General features: G+C 60.7%; 15 protein-coding genes. 14 read left to right on the top strand and 1 reads right to left on the bottom strand.

The features are described 5' to 3' along the window. Positions 1 to 19: 19 nt before the first annotated feature. The gene (locus B2J69_RS01180) at positions 20 to 1,048 is read right to left on the bottom strand and encodes an ABC transporter substrate-binding protein (protein ID WP_081135110.1); all 1,029 of its coding nucleotides are present in this window, start codon (positions 1,046 to 1,048) and stop codon (positions 20 to 22) included. Between the two features lie 220 nt (positions 1,049 to 1,268). Here B2J69_RS01180 and B2J69_RS01175 point away from each other — a divergent pair, with 220 nt between their 5' ends. From B2J69_RS01175 to B2J69_RS01110, 14 genes are all read left to right on the top strand, one after another. Further along, on the top strand, positions 1,269 to 2,303 hold the full coding sequence (locus tag B2J69_RS01175) for a LacI family DNA-binding transcriptional regulator (protein ID WP_081135107.1): 1,035 nt from the start codon (positions 1,269 to 1,271) through the stop codon (positions 2,301 to 2,303). 64 nt (positions 2,304 to 2,367) lie between these two features. Continuing rightward, the gene (locus B2J69_RS01170; RefSeq protein WP_081135103.1) at positions 2,368 to 3,348 is read left to right on the top strand and encodes a LacI family DNA-binding transcriptional regulator; all 981 of its coding nucleotides are present in this window, start codon (positions 2,368 to 2,370) and stop codon (positions 3,346 to 3,348) included. Between the two features lie 125 nt (positions 3,349 to 3,473). Further along, the gene (locus B2J69_RS01165; protein ID WP_081135099.1) at positions 3,474 to 4,283 is read left to right on the top strand and encodes an inositol monophosphatase family protein; all 810 of its coding nucleotides are present in this window, start codon (positions 3,474 to 3,476) and stop codon (positions 4,281 to 4,283) included. A 108-nt stretch (positions 4,284 to 4,391) separates the two neighbouring features. Then, the gene (locus B2J69_RS01160) at positions 4,392 to 5,750 is read left to right on the top strand and encodes an MFS transporter (RefSeq protein WP_081135094.1); all 1,359 of its coding nucleotides are present in this window, start codon (positions 4,392 to 4,394) and stop codon (positions 5,748 to 5,750) included. A 22-nt stretch (positions 5,751 to 5,772) separates the two neighbouring features. After that, positions 5,773 to 7,059: a histidine-type phosphatase gene (locus tag B2J69_RS01155; protein WP_081135090.1), complete on the top strand. Its 1,287-nt coding sequence runs from the start codon at positions 5,773 to 5,775 to the stop codon at positions 7,057 to 7,059. A gap of 405 nt (positions 7,060 to 7,464) precedes the next feature. Beyond that, complete coding sequence (locus tag B2J69_RS01150) at positions 7,465 to 8,478, top strand: quinone oxidoreductase family protein (RefSeq protein ID WP_081135086.1); 1,014 nt, start codon at positions 7,465 to 7,467, stop codon at positions 8,476 to 8,478. After that, the gene (locus B2J69_RS01145) at positions 8,475 to 8,912 is read left to right on the top strand and encodes a PaaI family thioesterase (RefSeq protein ID WP_081135083.1); all 438 of its coding nucleotides are present in this window, start codon (positions 8,475 to 8,477) and stop codon (positions 8,910 to 8,912) included. Before B2J69_RS01150 ends, B2J69_RS01145 begins: the two co-directional genes overlap by 4 nt. Further along, positions 8,909 to 10,552, top strand: a complete 1,644-nt coding sequence (locus B2J69_RS01140) for an ABC transporter substrate-binding protein (protein ID WP_081135079.1) — start codon at positions 8,909 to 8,911, stop codon at positions 10,550 to 10,552. Before B2J69_RS01145 ends, B2J69_RS01140 begins: the two co-directional genes overlap by 4 nt. Positions 10,553 to 10,555: 3 nt before the next feature. Then, positions 10,556 to 11,521, top strand: coding sequence for an ABC transporter permease (locus tag B2J69_RS01135; RefSeq protein WP_236722675.1), 966 nt, complete (start codon positions 10,556 to 10,558; stop codon positions 11,519 to 11,521). Continuing rightward, positions 11,521 to 12,402: an ABC transporter permease gene (locus B2J69_RS01130; RefSeq protein ID WP_081135072.1), complete on the top strand. Its 882-nt coding sequence runs from the start codon at positions 11,521 to 11,523 to the stop codon at positions 12,400 to 12,402. Before B2J69_RS01135 ends, B2J69_RS01130 begins: the two co-directional genes overlap by 1 nt. Continuing rightward, a complete protein-coding gene (locus tag B2J69_RS01125) occupies positions 12,399 to 13,400 on the top strand; it encodes an ABC transporter ATP-binding protein (RefSeq protein WP_081135068.1) in 1,002 nt (333 codons plus the stop codon). Before B2J69_RS01130 ends, B2J69_RS01125 begins: the two co-directional genes overlap by 4 nt. Then, positions 13,384 to 14,325 (top strand): ABC transporter ATP-binding protein, encoded by a 942-nt coding sequence (locus tag B2J69_RS01120; RefSeq protein ID WP_081135064.1) that lies wholly within the window; start codon positions 13,384 to 13,386, stop codon positions 14,323 to 14,325. The genes B2J69_RS01125 and B2J69_RS01120 overlap by 17 nt, the downstream gene beginning before the upstream one ends. A 15-nt stretch (positions 14,326 to 14,340) precedes the next feature. Beyond that, positions 14,341 to 15,885 carry a class I adenylate-forming enzyme family protein gene (locus tag B2J69_RS01115; protein WP_081135060.1) on the top strand — a complete coding sequence of 515 codons (1,545 nt, stop codon included), beginning with the start codon at positions 14,341 to 14,343 and terminating at the stop codon, positions 15,883 to 15,885. Then, the gene (locus tag B2J69_RS01110) at positions 15,878 to 16,621 is read left to right on the top strand and encodes an SDR family NAD(P)-dependent oxidoreductase (protein ID WP_081135057.1); all 744 of its coding nucleotides are present in this window, start codon (positions 15,878 to 15,880) and stop codon (positions 16,619 to 16,621) included. The genes B2J69_RS01115 and B2J69_RS01110 overlap by 8 nt, the downstream gene beginning before the upstream one ends. Positions 16,622 to 16,676: the final 55 nt, after the last annotated feature.

Here is a 16,676-nt window from a genome sequence, read left to right as displayed (position 1 = left end):
TCGCGCCGGCAGAATCGGATTACTGGGCGCTGGCGCCGATTTCCTTATCCCAGCGGCTGAGCAGCGCCTTGCGCTTCGCGGAGTCGCCGTAGGTTTTAAAGTCGTAATCGATCAGCTTGATGTTTTCGAAGCGCGGCGCGTATTGAGAGATTTCCGCTTTGGTGTTGGAGGGAAGCTGGAAGGATTTCGCCTCTTTCATATGCGACTGCGCGTCGGCGCTGAGCGCCCAGTCGTACCAGACTTTGGCATTGGCCAGATTGCGCGCGCCCTTCACGATAGACATCGAGCCAATCTCGTAGCCGGTGCCCTCGCAGGGCGCCACCGTTTTAACAGGAAAACCGTCCACCTCCATCGCCACTGCATCGTGCATAAAGACGATGCCGACGGTGGTTTCTCCGCGCGCGGCGGCTTTGACCGGCGCCGAGCCCGATTTGGTGTATTGCGAAATATTGGCGTTGAGTTTCTTCAGGTAATCAAAGGCGTGGTCTTCGCCCATGATCTGCACCAGCGTCGCCAGCGTGTTATAGGCGGTGCCGGAAGAGTTAGGGTTAGCGATCTGAATTTCGCCCTTAAAGCCGGGATCGAGCAGATCGGACCAACAGGCCGGGGCCTTAAGCTTCTTTTCCGCCAGTAGCTTTGTGTTATAGCCCCATCCTAACGCGCCCGCATAAATCCCGACCGTACGAAAATCGGAGATTTCAGCCTGCTTCTGCGCCCAGTCATGCTGCTGGCTGAGCAGCGGAGAGTGATAAGGCTGGGTGAGCTTTTCATCCGCCGCCTGCATATGCGGATCGCCCGTTCCCGCCCACCAGATATCGGTACGCGGATTGCGCGCCTCGCTGCGAATGCGCGCATAGGCTTCGCCGGCAGAGAGTCGCACCATGTTGACCTTGATATCGGTGTGTGACTGGCTGAACAGGCGTGTCATATGTTCGCATACCACCACATCGGCGGAGCAGATCATATTGAGATCGCCGGCCGCACGGGCGGTTAACGGCAGGGTCGAGCAGCACAGCGTTATGGCTGGGAGCAGCAGGGTATAGCGCATGGTGTTCTCCTGGGGTTCAGAGTCGATGCTACACTGGCATCGGGTTTTATTGCACATGTGTGCAAATTAGTAGAGAACAAAAAATAGCCTGTCAATTATCATGCGACGCAATTGTTCAGCCATGTCACAAAATTGCAACATTTAATCGGGCTTGCCTTTTGCACAGATGTGCAATCTGATAGAGACTCCTTTTGAGTCTGTTGCCATGACGAGGAGAAACATGAGCCAGGGGAAAACCGTTGTCAGTGCTGAAGATGTTGCCCGGCGCGCCGGAGTTTCACGTTCGGCCGTTTCCCGCACCTTTACGCCCGGCGCAAGCGTTTCGGAAGCGATGCGCGCCCGCGTGATGAAGGCGGCAGAAGAGCTGGGCTACCATGTCAACCATCTGGCACGCAGCCTGGTGCGTAACCGCAGCGGTATTGTCTGTTTGATCGTCTCTGAAGTGGCCACGCCTTACCGCGCCAGCCTGGTCAGCTGGATGACGCAGTTTTTGCAGGAGGCGGGTAAAGTGGCGATGATTATCAATACCGATCGCTCTGACAGCAGCGTCTCAATGGCGCTGCAGCAGGCGATCAATTTCCGCGCCGATGCCTCAATCATTCTTTCCGGCATGCCCGACAGCGGGATCACTCACCTGTGCTATCAGCATGGCCAGCATCTGATGTTGATCAACCGCGATGAAACCTTGCCGGGCTCGCTCAGTATTAACCTGGACTCCACGCACGCGGCGGAAACCGCCCTGATGGCTTTTTTGCGTGCCGGCTGTCGTCACCTCGCCTTCGCCAACTCGCTGGCGGGCACGCCCAGCCTGATGAAGCGCGAAGGGGACTTTCTGGCCGCCGCGTCGCGCGCAGGCATCCCGGTCACCGTGGAGCGTTTCGGCAGCACCTCCTATGAGAGCGGACGCATCCTGGCGCATCGGCTTCTTACCCGTCCGCAGCGGCCTGATGCGGTCTTCTGCGTCACCGATCTGGTGGCGTGCGGCTTTATGGACGAAGCGCGCCATAGCTTCGCGCTGCGCATCCCGGACGATCTCTGCGTCGTCGGCTATGACAATATCCCGCAAAGCGGCTGGTCATCTTATAACCTGACGACTTTCGCGCAGCCGGTCGAGCAATTTGCGCGGGACGCGGTGCAGTGGCTTATCGCCCAGGAGCAGCATAATGGCGAGCTGCGACCCCGCACGGAGCAGCAAAACAGCCGTTTACTCTATGAAGCCAGCGTGGTGTGGCGCGGTTCGGTGCGCCGCGGCTGAAGCGCTGGATTATGCCGTGCCGGATGCATAAGCTAGGGAGGAGAAAAATCAGCGTGGATGCAGCATGAGCGACAATAAAAAGAACTGGGTAAAAGCGGAAGATGTCGCGCGTCTGGCGGGCGTGTCGCGGTCAGCCGTTTCACGCACCTTTACGCCCGGCGCATCGGTTGCGGCGAAAACGCGCGCCAGAGTAATGCAGGCGGCCGAGCAGCTGGGTTATCAGGTGAATATTATCGCGCGCACCATGAACACCGGCAGCAGTAACTTTATTGGTATCGTCACCGCGGGCTTTGATAATCCCTTCCGCAGTAAACTGCTTTCTCCCCTTGTTCATCAGCTGGCACTGCATGGTTTTATGCCGCTGCTGATGAACGCTGACGATCCTGATCAGCTGGCGCCTTCGCTTAAACAGCTTTTGAGTTACCATGTTGCGGGCGTCATTATTACCTCCGGCGCACCGCCGCTTTCTCTGGCTGAAGAATATTTGCAGCGAAAAATTCCCGTTACCCTGATTAATCGTCACGCCGATCTGGCAGGCTGCGATCGCGTTGCCAGCGATAATCAGCAGGGGATGCAGCTCATCGCGGCCTATTGTCGTCAGCAGGCATGGACAAATATCGGCTTTATCGGCGAGGATGCGCACAATTTCAGCACCGGTGAGCGTTATAAAGCGCTGCTTTCTGCGGCTGAAGATTTTTCGCTGTCGACCCGGTTTATGACGGCAGGCGGATATGCTGCTGGCCGCGCTGCCTCATGCGAACTTCGCCACTGCCAGGCGCTGCTGTGCGCCACCGATATGCTGGCGCTTGGGGCGATCGATGGCCTGCGTTCGCTCGGCAGCCACCATCCGACTCCCGCTGTTATTGGCTTTGATGACATCCCTCAGGCGAGCTGGGATCCTTACCAACTTACCACTATTCAACAGGATACGGATGGACTGGCGCAGCAGGCCGTCGACCTGCTGGTTACCCGTATTGCGCAGTTTGATCTGCCTTCGCGCCATCGTGCGGTACCGGTGAAATTAATCGTTCGTAATAGTGCGTAATGGAAAATTAATTTTATGCGGGCCGGGTCACAGACTGCTCGCGGTAATATCGCCACACTCCTTTCTGCCCTGCGGGGCTTATTTTTCGCCACATATTGCACACGTGTGCATTTTAAGGAGAGGTTATGGCTATCCTGGATAACGATTCACTGCTGGCGCGCTACCGCTTCGCCTGCGCGCTCGCTGAGTCTGGAGGGAAACGGGCACATGAATTTTACCTGCGGCGTGACAGGCTGCAGATCGATCATAAGGGAACCGACCTGCAGGATGTGGTCAGCATGGCCGATCGTGAGGTTGAAACCTTTATAAAGTCGCGCATCGCTGAGGCTTTCCCGGAGGATGGTTTTTTAGGGGAAGAGAGCGGAACGAGCGATGCCAATAACCCGGTGCTCTGGGTTGTCGATCCCATTGATGGCACCAGCTGCTTTCTTAACGGGCTGCATACCTGGTGTCTTTCACTGGCGATTGTTGTCGACGGCGAGCCGGTCACCGGGGTGGTGTACGATCCTAACCATCATGAACTGTTCCACGCCCACAAAGGAGAGGGCGCATGGCTGAACGATCGCCCGATTCAGCCACATTCGGCGTCAACGGTGGCTGGCGGGGTTATGGGCGTAGGCACCTCCCATCGCGTGTCATGCGCAGATTTTCTGCCGTTCCTCGACGCCCTGTTGCAGCACGGCGGCATGTTTATTCGCAACGGCTCTGGTGCGCTGATGAGCGCCTGGGCTGCCGCCGGACGCCTGATCGGCTACTACGAACCTCATATGAACCCGTGGGACGGGTTACCTGGCCTGGTACTGATGCGCGAAGCGGGCGGCGCCACCAACGACTACCTGGCGGATGAGGGCATCGCGCGCGGTAACCCCGTGCTGCTGGCAAATAAAACGCTTTATCCGCAACTACAACAATGGGTTAAACAACCTTTGCGCTAACCTGCACGGGCGGGCGTCTGATTCTGTACTCTACACAACAACAGGGATTTGGCCATAAGGGATGATCAACAGCAATCAGCAGCGCCTCCGTCGATCGGAGATAAGATCATGTCTGGATTACTCAGTTTTTTTCGTGCCAGCCCGGAGAAACCGGCGGGCGTTTTTAACCCGCAGCGGTTCCGCCAGCTCCGCTGGCAGACGTTTCTGGCGATGACGCTAGCCTATGTCACCTTTTATGTGTGCCGCCTCTCCTTTACCGTTGCCAAAAGCGCGCTGGTCGATCTCGGCATTTCGCCTTCGGAACTGGGCATGATCGGTTCCGCACTGTTCTTCAGCTATGCCATTGGCAAGCTGGTTAACGGCTTTCTGGCCGATCACGCCAACGTGGTGCGCTTTATGAGCCTGGGCCTGCTGCTTAGCGCCGGGATGAATCTGATGATGGGCATGACCACCAATGCCATGCTGCTGACGATCTTTTGGGGCATTAACGGATGGGCGCAATCGATGGGCGTGGGCCCGTGCGCGGTTTCCTTAGCGCGCTGGTATGGCACCAAAGAGCGCGGCACCTTCTACTCGATCTGGTCCACGGCGCACAACATCGGCGAAGCCGTGACCTATATGGTGATCGCCGCCGTGATTGCCGGCTACGGCTGGCATATGGGCTATCTCTCCACTGCGGCGCTGGGCGCGGCAGGCGTCGCGATCATGCTGCTGTTGATGCGTGATTCGCCGCAGAGTTGCGGTTTCCCCTCTATTCATGAGATCAGCCATGAACCGATGGAGGAGGAGGAGGCCAAAAGCTCGATTCTGAAAAATCAGCTGCTGGCGCTGCGCAATCCGGCCCTCTGGACGCTGGCGCTGGCCTCGGCCTTTATGTATATCGATCGCTACGGCGTGAATTCGTGGGGCATCTTCTTTCTGCAGCAGGGCAAGGGTTACACCACCGTTGAGGCCTCCGCCATTATTGGCGTGAACGCGATTGCCGGTATTGTCGGCACGATTCTGGCCGGCATCCTGTCAGACCGCTTTTTTGCCCGCAACCGCAGTATCATGGCCGGGTTTATCAGCCTGCTGAACACCGGCGGCTTTGCGCTGATGCTGTGGTCCCCGCACAGCTACTATGCCGATATCCTCTCCATGGTGATTTTTGGCGCCACCATTGGTGCGCTGACCTGTTTCCTGGGTGGCCTGCTGGCTGTCGATATCTCTTCACGTAAGGCGGCGGGCGCTGCGCTCGGCACCATTGGCATCGTCAGCTACGCCGGGGCAGGTCTGGGCGAATTCCTTACAGGGATCATCATCGATAAAACCTCGGTGATTGAAAATGGTAAAAAGCTCTACGATTTTCACACGTTGTCCCTGTTCTGGGTGGCAGCCGGTCTGGTTTCCGCGCTGTTGTGCTTCGTCACTGCCGTCATGGTGGCCAGACGTCACGCCAGCGAACACCGCACCCTTCTTTCCTCTTAACTAGCCCAATAAGGAAGAGATTATGATGCTACGCAGACATCAGGTTGCTGCGCGCCTGTTAATAGCCGGCGCGCTGTGGTCAGGCGTAATGCAGGCGCACGCGGAGGCGCAATATCAGCTGGAGAAAGTGGTTGAACTCAGCCGTCACGGCATTCGCCCACCCACGCCGGGAAACCGGAAAGATATTGAAGCCGCTACCCAGCGCCCCTGGACCCGCTGGACGACGCACGATGGAGAACTCACCGGCCACGGCTATGCTGCGGTGGTCAATAAAGGCCGCTGGGAAGGCGATCGTTACCGCCAGCTTGGCTTACTGACCGCAGGTTGTCCCCAGCCACAGGATATTTATGTGCGGGCCAGCCCGCTGCAGCGTACCCGCGCCACCGCCGAAGCGCTGGTGGATGGGGCATTTCCCGGCTGCGGCGTGGCTGTCCACCGTGTTGAAGGGGAAGACGATCCGCTGTTCCAGACAGAGGCCTTTGCGGCAACAAACACCGATCCCGCGCGGCAGCTGGCGGCCGTGAAACAGACAGCGGGCGATTTAGCCGCGCGTCAGCGGGCGCTGCAGCCGGCGGTGAACGCGCTGAAAACGGCCGTCTGCCCGCCTGCCGCGGATTGCGCGTTCTTTGATAAACCCTGGCAAATCAAACAGGGGAAAAGTGGTAAAACCTCGGTTGAAGGATTGAGCGTGCTGGCTAACATGGTGGAAACCCTGCGGCTCGGCTGGAGTGAAAATTTGCCATTGAGCCAGCTGGCCTGGGGAAATATCACCGCTTCTGCGCAAATCACCGCTGTTCTTCCCCTACTGACGGCGAACTACGATCTGGGCAATGACGTGCTCTATACGGCGCAGAAACGGGGATCGATTCTGCTGAATGCGATGATTCAGGGGGTCGAACAGGGAATTAACAACACCGCGGATGCCACACCGGATACCAAATGGCTGCTACTGGTGGCCCATGACACCAATATTGCTATGGTACGTACGCTAATGAACTTTAGCTGGACCCTGACCGGGTACACGCGCGGCAATATCCCGCCTGGCAGCAGCCTGGTATTTGAACGCTGGCGCGATACCAGCAGTGGCGAGCGATTCCTGCGCGTCTATTTTCAGGGACAGAGCCTGAACGATCTGCGTAACCTGCAGGCGGTTGATCAAACCCATCCTTTGTTAAATGAGGAGTGGCGTCAGTCGGGCTGTCGCATCACGGATGTCGGCACGCTGTGTCCGATGAAGGCGGCGCTGCGGGCGTTGAGCAACAGACTCGATCACAGCGCAATCACGCCTGTGAGTTATCCCGCCTTCTGAGTAATGAAGGAGAGCAGGCGAACGTGCCTGCTCTCTCTTCGAGTAGCGGCAATACGTCGCCGTTTTGCGTCGATGACCTCTTTGCCAGATAATGAAATAAGCTTTTCCTGAACGCGAATCGGTTATTTTATTTAAATAATAGCGCGCTGAAATCACCTCTTATTTGTTCCGCATAGTGAAACCCGCAGATAATAATTTTCCTCCGCTGTTAATAATCCTGGTTTATGGCATTGCAAAGGTGATTTTGTCATTTTCGCCCTATGGAAATTTAATGATAAAAAAAGTGCAGGCTATTTTGTTGCCATACCCTGCTCCTGTGCTAAAGGATGCCGGCAGCCCTGGCGGTGCAGGGCGCGCGGCGACAGGGCTATTTTATTTTGATCAATAACAAACGCTGGGGAAATAATGAAAGCACTGGTATTAGAAGAGCACGGGGAAAACGAAAAATTTATATTTAATCCGGCATTTCCCGATCCGGTCGCCGGTGAAAATGATGTGGTCATTGCCGTCAAAGCCGCGTCGCTAAATTATCACGATATTTTTACCCGCCGCGGTATGCCGGGCATTACCTTGCCGTTTCCCATTATTATCGGACTCGACGTGGCCGGTGAAATTATTGAGGTGGGCAGCAAGGTCAGCGGCTGGAAAATCGGCGACCGCGTCGTGGTTGATCCCATCAACCGCATCGACGGTGGACTGGTGGGCGAAACCACCCACGGCGGCCTTGCCGAACGCTGCCGCGTGCCGGCGCATCAGCTTATCCGCCTGCCTGACGGCGTCAGTTTTGCCGACGCTGCCGCGCTGCCGGTGGCATACGGCACCGCGTGGCGCATGATGCAGCGTATTGGGCAAATTCAGCCTGGGGAAAAAGTGCTGATCCTCGGCGCCAGCGGCGGCGTGGGCGTCTGCTGTGTGCAGCTGGCGAAGCTGGCGGGCGCAACGGTGATCGCCTGTGCAGGCAGCGAAGAGAAAGCGGCGCGTCTGCGCGCGCTGGGGGCGGATGACATCATCCTCTATCAGCAGGAAGACTTTGTTAAAGCGGTATTCCAGCGCTACGGCAAACCGGCGCGCCGTCGCGGCAGCGCCGAGCCAGGCGGCGTCGACGTGGTGGTCAACTTCACCGGCGGCGACAGCTGGGTGAAGTCGCTGCGCGTGCTGCGCCTCGGCGGCCGCGTGCTGACCTGCGGCGCGACCGCGGGCTTCGCTCCGAAGGAGGATCTGCGTTACATCTGGACCTACGAGCTGCAAATCCGCGGCTCTAACGGCTGGGAGCGCGACGATCTGCACGCGCTGCTGGCGGCGGTCGAGCAAGGGAAACTGAAGGTGGTGATCGACCGTCAGTGGCCGCTGGAGCAGGGCGCAGAGGCGCTCGCCTCGCTGGAGCAGCGTCAGGTGGTCGGCAAAGTGGTGGTGGCATGAGCAAAACCCTCAATCAGGCCGAGCTGGAGGCGATCTTCGCCGCGTCGCCCTTTATCCACTGGCTCAATCTGCGTATCGACGCCATTGATTATGAGGCGCAGACGCTCAGGGTCAGCGTGCCGATGCGTCCCGAGTTTGAGCGTAAAGCTAACAGCGGCCAGTGGCACGGCGGCCCGCTGGCATCGGTCATCGATACCGTCGGCGACTTTGCGCTCGGCATGCTGCTGGGACAGGGACTCCCTACCATCAACTTCCGCGTCGACTATCTGCGCCCGGCGATCGACACCGATTTGCAGGTCATCGCCCGCGTCAGACGGGCAGGCCGCAGCGTGGGCGTCGCGGATGTCGACGTTTTAAATCAGAACGGGCAGCTGGTGGCGATAGGCCGCGCCAGCTACGCCACCTTATCGATCACACCAGAGAAACCCTTATGACCTTTAACCCACAACGCCGCCGCCTGCTGACGCTGGCGGCGCAGGGCGCTGCGCTCGGCGCGGCAGCCAGCGCGGGCGGATTCAACCTGATACGCGGCGCGTTTGCCGCGACAGAGCAGAGCGGCGCAGTGCCGCAGCGCGGCGGAACCCTGGTGATCTCCTGGGGCGGTCTGGAGCCGCAGGCGCTGCTGGTGCCGGGCGGCGGCGGCTCCGCGCCGTTCCAGACCTCGACGAAAATCCTAGAACGGCTGTTAAAGCTCGATAACCACCTGCAGTTTCAGCCTGCGCTGGCGGAGAGCGTGACGCCCGCCGCCGATTTCAAGAGCTATACCCTGGCGCTGCGGCAGGGGGTGCGCTGGCACGACGGCCAGCCCTTTACCGCCGATGACGTGGTATTCAACGTGACCGAGCACTGGAAGGCGATCTCAGCCGGGATCGCCCTGAAGTCGCTGGAGAAAGCCGAGGCGGTCGATCCCCATACCGTGAAGCTGACATTTTCCGTGCCGGTGCCGGCGTTCTTTCTGAAATCGACGCTGGCCGGACAGTATCAGCTGGTGCTGCCGAAGCATCTCTATGCCGGTCAGCCGATTCTGACTAATCCGCTTAACAACCGTCCGGTCGGCACCGGCCCGTGGAAATATGGCAACTGGGTGCGCGGCAGCCACGTGGAGTACGCGCGCAATGAGCAATACTGGGGCGCAGGGCAGCCCTATATTGATAAGCTGATTGTCCGCTGGTGGGGCGACGCGGCCTCGCGCACCGCCGCGCTGGAGACCGGCGAGCTACAGGTTGGCTACTCCAATCCCGTTCCGGCACGGGAAATCGACCGGCTGGTAAAAAGCGGTAATATCACGCTCGACACGCGCGGCTACGAAAACTCCGCCTGGACCGTGACGGTAGAGTTTAACCAGCGGCGCGATAACGTGAAGCGACGGGAAGTGCGCCAGGCGATCCTGCACGCCATCGACCGCGATTTTATCCTGAACACCATCTACTTTGGGCGCGGCAAAGCGGCAACGTCGCCGATCTTCAGCAGCAACCGCCTGTTCTATAGCGCCGACGTGCCGACCTACGCCTTCGATCCGGACAAGGCAAAACAGCTGCTGGATCAGGCCGGGTTGCCGGAAAAAGAGGGCGGCCGCTTTACCGTGAACCTGCTGGCCGCCGCCTGGTTTGAAGAGAACGCCAAACTGGGCCAGTACCTTAAGCAGGCGCTGGAGGATGTCGGTATTGCGGTGCAGCTTGACTCGGTGGATCGCGCCACGGCGCTGAAGCGCATCTACAGCGACTACAACTACGACATCGCTATCTCCAACTTCACCGCGCCTATCGAGCCGGTGCCCACGGTGACGCAGTTTTTCACCTCTGACGGCATTGTCAAAGGCGGCGCCTTTCGCAACGCCACCGGCTATCAAAATCCGCAGATGGACCAGCTGGTGGCGGCGATCACCGTCGAAACTGATGAGGCGAAGCGCAAGGGTCTGGTGCACCAGTTCGCGCGCCTCGCCAGCACCGACGTGCCGCTCGTGCCGCTGATTGAGATGCAGTCTTATACCCTGGCGCATAAAAAGGTGCAGAACGTGACCACTGACGCCAACGTGCAAGGCACCTCGCTCAATGACATCTGGCTGCTGGGGTAACTGATGAAACTGATCCTGCGCCGCCTGCTGCAGGGCATTCCGCTGCTGTTCGGCGTTATTGTCATTAACTTCGCGCTGATGAAAATGGTGCCCGGCAGCCTGCTGGATGTCATGACCGCCGAACAGCAGGTCACCGATCCGGCGATGATCGAACGGCTGCGCCACCTGTACGGGCTGGACCAGCCGGTGCTGACGCAGCTGCTCCACTATCTCTGGTCCGTCTGTCGGCTCGATCTCGGCTTCTCTTTCCGTCAAAACATGCCGGTGCTCGACGTTATCCTCGCACATCTGCCCGCCACGCTGATATTGATGCTGGCCAGCATCGCGCTGGCGGTGCTGGTGGGCGTCGGCGCGGGCGTGCTGGCGGCGATGCGCGTCAATAGTCTGTGGGACACGCTGATCTCCACGCTGGCGGTGATCTGCTTCGCCGCGCCCAGCTTCTGGCTGGGCATCATGCTGGTGATCCTCTTTTCCGTGAAGCTCGGCTGGTTTCCCGTCGGCGGCATGGAGAGTATCGGCGTGACGTTGTCACCCTGGGGCCAGGCGCTGGATATCCTGCATCACCTCGCGCTGCCCGCCATCACGCTGGGGCTGTTCTATGCCGCGACCTATGCCCGCGTGATGCGCGCTTCCATGCTGGAGGTCGGGCAAATGGACTATGTGCGCACCGCGCAGGCTAAAGGGCTGAGCCGGACGCGCGTGGTGCTGCGCCATCAGCTGCGCAACGCGCTGCTGCCGGTGGTCACGCTGCTGGGTCTGCAGCTCGGCACCGTGCTGGGCGGCAGCATCGTCATTGAGGCGGTGTTTAGCTGGCCGGGCATTGGACAGGTGCTGTTCGACAGCGTGATGAGCCGCAACTTCCCGCTGATTTTGGGCATTCTGGTGCTGAGTTCGCTGCTGGTGATTGTCATTAACATCGTGGTGGACGTGGCCTATTCGCGCCTCGATCCTCGCGTCAGGAGCCGCTGATGAGTGAATATATCGCCGCCTGGCGCTCGCGTTCACGTCTGTCGCCGCCGCGCTGGCTGCGCCAGTTCGCACGCCATCCCGGCGCGGTATGCGGCGCGCTGATCCTCGCCCTGATCCTCGCGATGGCGCTGAGCGCAGGTTATTTCTATCCCAAAGATCCGCTGCGTATTGTGGCGATGCCGGAGATCTGGCCGTTTACCGACGCGCGCTATCCGCTTGGCACCGACTCGCTGGGCCGCGATATCGCCGCGCTTATTGTGCACGGCGCCCGATCCACGCTGCTGATCGGCCTGGCTGCGAGCCTGACGGCAACGGGGATCGGCGTGAGCGTCGGCGCCAGCGCCGCCTGGTTCGGCGGCTGGGTAGACGAAACGCTGATGCGCATTGCCGAACTGTTTCAGGTTATCCCTAACGTGGTGTTTGTGCTGACCATTGTTTCGGTGCTGGGACCGCATATGGGCAACATCATTATTGCGGTGGCGCTGGTGTCGTGGCAGCCGATCGCGCGGCTGACGCGCGCCGAGTTTCTCTCCTGGCGCGAGCGCGAGTTCGTGCTGGCCTGCCGCGCCAGCGGCATGGCGGGCAGCCAGATCGTCATCAGGGAGATCCTGCCCAACGTGCTGCCGCCGGTGATTGTTATGGCGTCGCTGGTGGTGGCAGGCGCGATCCTCTATGAATCGGTGGTCTCTTTTCTCGGCCTCGGCGATCCCAACCTTGCCAGCTGGGGGCGTCTGGTGGGGGAAGGCCGCACGCTGATCCGCTCTTCCTGGTATATCTGCGCGGTGCCCGGCGTGGCGATCATGCTGGCGGTGCTGGCGCTCAATCTGGTGGGCGACGGCTTAAACGACGCGCTGAATCCAAAATTACGGGGGCGCGAATGACGGTTCTCTCGCTGGATAAGCTGAGCGTGGCGCTGCGCAGCGGCGGCAAAAGCGTAACCGCGCTCAACCAGATTTCGTTCGATATCCTGGCGGGCGAAACCCTGGCGGTGGTGGGCGAGTCGGGCTGCGGCAAATCGATGACCGCGCTGGCGATTATGGGTCTGCTGCCCGCCGACAGCGCGCGCGTTACACAGGGCGCTATCCACTTCGATGGACAAGATCTGGCCCGGCTGGGAGAAAAACAGTATCGGCAGCTGCGCGGTCGGCGTATCGCGATGATTTTTCAGGATGCGATGAGCGCCCTTAATCCAGTGAAAACGCTGGGCGATCAGCTGATGGAAGTGCTGCAGGTGCATGCCGGACTAAGGCGGCGCGACGCGCGCGAACGGGCCATCGCTCTGCTGGAAAAGGTGAAGATCCCCGACGCGGCGCGAAGAATGAATGACTATCCGCATCAGCTTTCCGGCGGCATGTCGCAGCGCGTGATGATCGCGATGGCGATTGCCTGCGAGCCCGATCTGCTGATTGCCGATGAGCCGACCACCGCGCTGGACGTTACCATCCAGGCGCAAATCCTGCAGCTGCTGCGCGACATCCAGCGCGAAACCGGCATGGCGCTGCTGCTGATTACGCACGATCTCGGCGTCGTCGCGGCGATGGCGCAGCGCGTCGCGGTGATGTACGCCGGACGTATTGTTGAACAGGCGTCAGTGCTCAGCCTGTTTGACCGCCCGGCGCACCCCTACACCCAGGGCCTGTTGCGATCCACCCCCACCAGCGGCCAGCCCGGCGAGCGGCTCTATGCCATTCCGGGTCGAGTACCGCCGCTCACGGCGCTGCCGTCAGGGTGCGCTTTCCGCAACCGCTGTCCGCTGGCGCGCGAGGCCTGTAGCGAAGCGGTGCCCGCTATGACTGCGCAGCGTCCCGGTCACCATGCGGCCTGCCTGCTGGTCACCGCGCAACATGATAAGGAGGAGAACCATGAGCACGCTTCTTGAGGCGGAGAACCTGTCGGTGCGCTATCCCGGCAAAGCGGGATGGGTGCACGCGGTGTCCGAAGTGAGCCTTGAACTGCGCGCCGGTGAAACCCTTGGGCTGGTGGGCGAGTCAGGCTGCGGCAAGTCCACGCTTGGTAAAGCGCTGATGCGCCTGATCCCGGCGCAGGGCGCGCTGCGGCTCAACGGTAGCGATGTGCTGGGCGTGGAGGGACGCAAGCTGCTGCCGTTTCGCCGTCAGGTGCAAATGATGTTTCAGGATCCGCAGGGATCGCTGAACCCGCGCCAGCGCATCGGCACCAGCATCGCGCGTCCCTTGCAGGTGGCGGGCTGGTCGCGCAGCGCCATCGCTGCTCGCGTCAGCGAGCTGCTTGAAGAGGTCGGTTTGCCCGCCTCGGCGGCGACGCGCTTCCCGCACGAATTTTCCGGCGGGCAGCGCCAGCGTATCGGCATTGCTCGCGCGCTGGCGCTGGAGCCGGGCATTGTGATTTGCGATGAGCCGGTGTCGGCGCTGGATGTTTCGGTGCGCGCGCAGGTGATCAACCTGATGCGCGATATTCAGCAGCGCTCTCAGGTGGCTTATCTGTTTATTTCGCACGATCTCTCGGTGGTGGAATACATTGCCCACCGCGTGCTGGTGATGTACCTCGGCCGCGTGGTCGAGAGCGGGCCAACGGCGCAAATCTGGGCCAGCCCGGCGCACCCCTATACCCACGCGCTGCTGGCCGCCGCGCCGGTGGCTGACCCGCGCCATTCGCGCAGCGACGCGCTGCTGGAGGGCGAGCTGCCCAGCCCGCTGTCGCCGCCTCCTGGCTGCGCCTTTCATACTCGCTGTCCTTATGCGCAGGCGATCTGTCGTCAGCAGCGGCCCGCGCTGCAAGCACTTTCACCAGAACGGCAGGTCGCCTGCCATTTCTCCCTGAGCTGACACTGGAACCGTTATATGCACACTCTGAGTAATCTTGGCGATCTGATCGATCGCGCGCTGCCGCAGTCGCGGGTGGCGATTATCGACCTGCGCGATGCGGCGCAGCCGCGCGAATACACCCATCAGCAAATAGACGAGCTGGCAGGCGGCGTGGCGCATTTTTTGCTGCGGCAGGGCTTTGCGCGCGGCAGCGCCATCGCCATCGCCTCGCTAAACCGGGCGGAGTATATTGCCGCCTACTTCGGCATTATGCGCGCCGGCATGGTGGCGGTGCCGCTCAATATTAAGGTGCCGCGCGATACGCTGCACTACTTCGTCGAGGACGCGGCGATCCAGCTGGCGTTCGCCGATGGCGAGCGCGCGGCGCTGCTGTATGAGGTGGTGCCCGTGGTCAGCTTTGATGACGACGGCGAAAACGGTTTTGCTCAACGGATTGTCCCGGAGCCTTTCATCAGCGTCACGCCGGAAGCGGATGAGGTCGCCATGATGCTCTATACCTCGGGCTCGACCGGCCGCCCAAAAGGGGTGCCGCTGACCCATGCCGGACATCGCTGGGCGCTCGACGCCACGCGCACTGGCGGCGTCGAACCGGATGCGCCGCAGGCGCGCTATATCGTGGCGCAGCCGCTGTTCAATATGAACGGGCTGTTTCTCACTAAGCGCGTCTTTGCCGCCAACGGTTTGCTGGTGGTGCTGCCCGCATTCAGCATAGAGAGCTATCTGCATGCGCTGTCACATTATCAGATCAATATCGTCACGGCGGTGCCCACCATGTTCGCCCGGCTGCTGCGCGATCCCGATATTCAGCGTTACGACTTCAGCCAGCTGCAAAAGGTGATGCTCGGTTCCGCGCCGATGACGCTCGGCCTGCTGGCGCGTATCAGGGCGGCGTTTCCCGCCGTGACCATTACCCACGGTTATGGCACCACCGAGGCGGGACCGGCGATATTCGGTCCACACCCAGAGGGTCTGCCAACGCCGCCGCTGTCGCTCGGTTATCCCTTGCCGGCGGGCGAAGTGAAATTTGCAGACGGCCACAGCGGTGATGAGGGCGTGCTGATGATGCGCAATCCGGCGGTGACGCCCGGCTATCATCGTCTGGCGGAGAAAAGCGCGCAGGTGTTGCAGGAGGGGTGGTACTACAGCGGCGACGTTATGCGTCGCGACGAAAACGGCTTTTACTTCTTTGTCGGGCGCGCCGACGACATGTTTGTCTGCTCCGGTGAAAATATCTATCCCGGCGAAGTCGAGAAGATTCTGGAGTCCCATCCGGCGGTGCGTCAGGCGAGCGTGGTGCCGCTGGCGGACGAGGAGCGCAGCCAGGTGCCGGTGGCTTTTGTGGTGTTGCAGGCGGACAAAGCGGTGACGCGCGAGGCGCTGAAACAGCACGCGCTGGCTCACGGCCCGGCGTATCAGCACCCGCGCCGCATCGCCTTTGTTACCGAGTTACCCTGGGCAGCCACCAATAAGGTCGATCGCAACGCGCTGCGCCAGCTGGCGGCAACGCTGGAGCAGCAGCAGCGCTGGGAAGCGTCAGAACCGGAGTGGCAACATGGCTGAGCTAAGCGGCAAAGTGGCGCTGGTGACGGGCGCAAGCGGCGGTATCGGCCAGGCGATTAGCCGGACGCTGGCGGCGGCGGGCGCCAGCGTGCTGCTCCACACCAATAGCCAGCCGGATGACGCAGCGCGTCTCGCCGCTGCCATCCGCGAGGCGGGCGGCGCAGCGCAGGTGGTGCAGGGCGATCTCGCCCAGCCTGGCGCGGCGGCGCGGCTGATTGACGTGGTGCGGGCGAAAACGCCCTACCTTGATATTCTGGTGAATAACGCGGGCAAGGGCGGCAGGATGCCGCTCGAGGCGCTGACGGAAGCGGAGTTTGCCCACTATTTGCAAATCAACCTGACCGCGCCGCTGTTTCTTATTCAGCAGAGCCTGACGCTGCTGCGCGACGGCGGCCGTATTATCAATATCTCCTCGATTGGTACGCGATCCGCCTGGCCAGAGATGGCTGCCTACGCGCCGACCAAGGCCGGGCTGGAAGCGTTGACGCTGCTGCTGGCGCCGCAGCTTGGCGCGCGCGCTATTACGATTAATGCGGTGCGGCCAGGGGCAACCGCTACGGCCATGAACCCTGGCGCGCAGGATCCGCGGCAGGCGGCGGAAACGGCGAAACAGATTGCGCTGGGCCGCGTGGGCCAACCGCAGGATATTGCGGAGGTGGTGGCGTTTCTCGCCAGTGCGCGAGCAGGATGGATCACCGGGCAGAGTATTGATGCCAGCGGCGGGCAGCGGTTGTAGGGGAACAGCACGCGGGCTAACAGATGAGATCGCTAGCGCCAGCGCAGGTGCATTT

Source organism: Pantoea latae, from assembly GCF_002077695.1.
GTDB classification, from domain to species: Bacteria; Pseudomonadota; Gammaproteobacteria; order Enterobacterales; family Enterobacteriaceae; genus Pantoea; species Pantoea latae.
Note: the sequence above shows the minus strand (reverse complement) of the source record. Positions and strands in the feature narration are given on the sequence as shown.

Bases quoted from the DNA above. Each gene is read 5' to 3' on its own strand.
- B2J69_RS01180 (WP_081135110.1), bottom strand. From the start codon at position 1,048: ATGCGCTATACCCTGCTGCTCCCAGCCATAACGCTGTGCTGCTCGACC.
- B2J69_RS01175 (WP_081135107.1), top strand. From the start codon at position 1,269: ATGAGCCAGGGGAAAACCGTTGTCAGTGCTGAAGATGTTGCCCGGCGC.
- B2J69_RS01170 (WP_081135103.1), top strand. From the start codon at position 2,368: ATGAGCGACAATAAAAAGAACTGGGTAAAAGCGGAAGATGTCGCGCGT.
- B2J69_RS01165 (WP_081135099.1), top strand. From the start codon at position 3,474: ATGGCTATCCTGGATAACGATTCACTGCTGGCGCGCTACCGCTTCGCC.
- B2J69_RS01160 (WP_081135094.1), top strand. From the start codon at position 4,392: ATGTCTGGATTACTCAGTTTTTTTCGTGCCAGCCCGGAGAAACCGGCG.
- B2J69_RS01155 (WP_081135090.1), top strand. From the start codon at position 5,773: ATGATGCTACGCAGACATCAGGTTGCTGCGCGCCTGTTAATAGCCGGC.
- B2J69_RS01150 (WP_081135086.1), top strand. From the start codon at position 7,465: ATGAAAGCACTGGTATTAGAAGAGCACGGGGAAAACGAAAAATTTATA.
- B2J69_RS01145 (WP_081135083.1), top strand. From the start codon at position 8,475: ATGAGCAAAACCCTCAATCAGGCCGAGCTGGAGGCGATCTTCGCCGCG.
- B2J69_RS01140 (WP_081135079.1), top strand. From the start codon at position 8,909: ATGACCTTTAACCCACAACGCCGCCGCCTGCTGACGCTGGCGGCGCAG.
- B2J69_RS01135 (WP_236722675.1), top strand. From the start codon at position 10,556: ATGAAACTGATCCTGCGCCGCCTGCTGCAGGGCATTCCGCTGCTGTTC.
- B2J69_RS01130 (WP_081135072.1), top strand. From the start codon at position 11,521: ATGAGTGAATATATCGCCGCCTGGCGCTCGCGTTCACGTCTGTCGCCG.
- B2J69_RS01125 (WP_081135068.1), top strand. From the start codon at position 12,399: ATGACGGTTCTCTCGCTGGATAAGCTGAGCGTGGCGCTGCGCAGCGGC.
- B2J69_RS01120 (WP_081135064.1), top strand. From the start codon at position 13,384: ATGAGCACGCTTCTTGAGGCGGAGAACCTGTCGGTGCGCTATCCCGGC.
- B2J69_RS01115 (WP_081135060.1), top strand. From the start codon at position 14,341: ATGCACACTCTGAGTAATCTTGGCGATCTGATCGATCGCGCGCTGCCG.
- B2J69_RS01110 (WP_081135057.1), top strand. From the start codon at position 15,878: ATGGCTGAGCTAAGCGGCAAAGTGGCGCTGGTGACGGGCGCAAGCGGC.